At 43.4% G+C, this 2,735-nt stretch carries 2 protein-coding genes; one reads left to right on the top strand and one right to left on the bottom strand.

Features of this window, described 5'->3' with window-relative positions; translation table 11 throughout:
* Nucleotides 1-142: 142 nt before the first annotated feature.
* On the bottom strand, nucleotides 143-2,095 hold the full coding sequence (locus LD39_RS18705; RefSeq protein ID WP_231572617.1) for a phospholipase D-like domain-containing protein: 1,953 nt from the start codon (nucleotides 2,093-2,095) through the stop codon (nucleotides 143-145).
* A gap of 329 nt (nucleotides 2,096-2,424) precedes the next feature.
* Between LD39_RS18705 and LD39_RS18710 the strand changes: the two genes are divergently transcribed.
* A partial coding sequence (locus LD39_RS18710) for a LysM peptidoglycan-binding domain-containing protein (protein ID WP_035551637.1) occupies nucleotides 2,425-2,735 on the top strand: 311 nt, incomplete at its 3' end.

Consider the following 2,735-nt stretch of genomic DNA (forward strand, 5'->3'; position numbering starts at 1 on the left):
TGGAAAGCGAGTGATTTCCCGGACCTCCTTTTTCTATCCAAGGCAACGGGAACATGAAAAGGTCTCGAAACTTAGTCTTCAACAATCGGGAGCTTTTGTTGAATAATAGACAAGCACCAAAGAGATTTAAACTGCCTTTTGCTTATGGATTAGGGATCATGCCTCCTGCCGAATCGTAACGTGCATAAAACTCTTGTAAAAATTGATTCGTCACCGCTGAATCATGAATGAACAACATATTCTCATCATTGATATCATTACCATTCGTACTCCAGTTTGTTGAGCCGACGATTGCTGTCGGATCACTACTTGGATGATCAGCATCGATCAACATCGTTTTCGCATGCATCTTGCGGTCTTCATTATCTTCATAAACAGGAGCGGGATTATTCCAGCGTATGTTCGGATTATTCGTTGACTCCTGAGAAGCTGTACGCCCTGTCATCTCAATCGATGCGGACCACCACTGGTTCCAGAAGCTTTCATCATAGACACCCTTAACATCAAAACCAGTCAAGCTCCCCTCCAAATCATTGTAGGAGCCTTCCCACTTGTTTTTCAGTTCATTGACGAGTTCTTGATCACTCCAGGCGAAAATCGTGAAATAACTGCTATAGTCGGCTTCATTTTTTACATAGGAAGTCATTTGACCTACGGCGTCATCTCCCGCGGAGAAATAGACATCTACTTCCTTGCCGCCTACGTTCACCGTATGAATTGTATTGTCCGTCTTACGACCATGATAGTTCGAAGCTGCAGGATCAGGACTCAGTCCATCACTTCCCCACATTTCATCGAATTCTGTTTTGAATACATCAGATAGCGCTGTTGAATTCAGCTCTACGACATGCTGAGTATTGCCGCCTAGAACGTCATTTTGCATGTTTGTTTCCGAACCATAAAGACCTGTCACAGTGAAGTTCCAGCTGCCTGTGAACACCCATTTCCCGTCAATGTTTGCAAACTTATTGTGCATTTGATTTCCAGGAGAGTAATAACTGCCATCATTTTTTTGTTCAGCATCCACAAGCTTATAGCCTGTCTTAGTTGAGCTGCCCACGTCAACGGTCACTTCATTCATTCCTGTCACGGTAGTAGGAAGAGCATGTTGCTCTCTTAGGGCCTGATCTTCAACAGCAAACATGACAGAATCCGAAAATACGTGCACATCGTCACTCGTCCCGATCTTGTCATCCGCTCCTCGAACCAACTCTTCTACATAAAGACGCATTGTTTGGTAGCGTTCCGTATAATGAGGGTCACTTCCATCCTTCGCGTCCGCAATGACCCGTACGTCCACTCCTTCTGCTGCTTTAGCGACTAATGCATCAATGACATTTGGCAAATTAATTTCATACGTAGCCAAGTCTATAGAAGTCGTGGCACTTTCAATCCGGTTGATAAGACGATCTTCTAAATTCACATTGTAGTTCGCTTCATTTCCTGTATTCGCGTATTCATCATACGCACACTTGTTAAAATATACATTAATGCTTCCAGGATCTTCAGATACTTGATTCAATTGTTCCCCTGCAGGACAACCGGCTGTTTCCCCACCTGAGGCTGGAGAACCAAGGCCTTCTGTATATGTAGAGGTTGACGTAAACCAGTTCGTTGCCTCCGTACCACTTACCGTTGTATCTTTTCGTTCCATTGTTGCTTTCGATGCATTTTCTCCCGCATACCAAGCATTCACAGAATCTAAGAGGGTTTGATTTTCATCTCGAAGTTCAAGTGTTTCTCCAGAATTACTTAATGAACCAGTATAAATGATATCCCCTGCTACACTGGAAACCGTAGAGTCATCCGTTCTTTCTAATAAATAATAGCCGCCAGCTGGAATCGTACCAGACAGCTGAATCGCCGGTGAGCCATCCGTTGTATTCAATGTCCAGCCATCTACCGAAATACTCGATGAAGTATTGTTATAAAGCTCGATCCACTCGTCGTTGTAGCTGACATCTGTCCCCATCCAGGCAATTTCACTAATCACGACATCCTGAGTAGTCGCCGCTTCCGTGTGTTTTAGACCTGGAGCTCCTGAAACTACTACCATAAATATCAATAAAAAAGCCAGTCCTTTATGTAATTTCACGTTGCTTCGCCTCCCTTGAATTATGCTCACAGCTTTTAAAATAACATAACCCAGGAGGACATTTTCTGAATTTACGAATGATTTACAAAAAAGGGTCGAAAGCTCTCATCTCATAGGAGCATTCTGTTTTACTTTCTGCCATTTATTAGAGGATAACAGTGAAAAAAGTAGGTGTTTTTGAAGGGGGATTCCCCCAGAAGCCAAAAAACCCTTCTACCCGGATTGTCATAAGTACTAGTGAAATTGCTAAAGTTTCATCGTGGATCGGGACGAAATAAAAACGCTCGCTCACATAGAATGTAGGAATACAGACTATCGGAGGTGCCAACATGCTGCACACGGTCAAAAAAGGTGAAACACTCACTCAGATTTCCCGCGATTACCGGACGCCTCTCCAAGCCATCATCCAAGCAAATCCTACAATTAATCCGAACCTCATTTATCCTGGCCAACGAATTAATATCCCGGGTTTCCCAGAGGCGAGTACCATTCCTTACCGAATTGATATCTCCTTAAATAACCGCAAGCTCCGGCTTTTTAAAAATGAAAACTTGCAAAAAGCATATCCGATCGCTGTCGGAAAAATGCTGTCGACAACACCGGTGGGAAGTTATATTATCGTCAACAAAGCTCCCAATCC

The organism is Halobacillus sp. BBL2006 (assembly GCF_000786645.1).
Lineage (GTDB): Bacteria > Bacillota > Bacilli > Bacillales > Halobacillaceae > Halobacillus.